Here is a 219-nt window from a genome sequence, read left to right as displayed (position 1 = left end):
ACGTCCTACTCTTGCAGGGGCGCGAGCCCCAACTACCATGGGCGCTGGAGAGCTTAACTGCTGTGTTCGGCATGGGAACAGGTGTGACCTCTCCGCTATCGTCACCAGACTCTTTTTTCAAGGACAAGATACATTATAACTCATCATTCACATAGAATGCAAGAGTTTTTTTTAGTTTTTTTATGTACCCTAAAAACTAGATAAGAGTTATATTACAAG

1 rRNA gene is annotated in these 219 nt (G+C 42.9%); it reads right to left on the bottom strand.

Annotated elements, in window-relative coordinates:
* Positions 1 to 109: ribosomal RNA gene (rrf, locus tag GHT08_RS21875) — 5S ribosomal RNA — on the bottom strand; the annotation flags it as partial.
* Between the last annotated feature and the right edge of the window lie 110 nt (positions 110 to 219).

It is taken from the genome of Gracilibacillus saliphilus, from assembly GCF_010994085.1.
GTDB lineage: Bacteria > Bacillota > Bacilli > Bacillales > Amphibacillaceae > Gracilibacillus > Gracilibacillus lacisalsi.
This window is presented reverse-complemented; position numbering and strand designations above follow the sequence as displayed.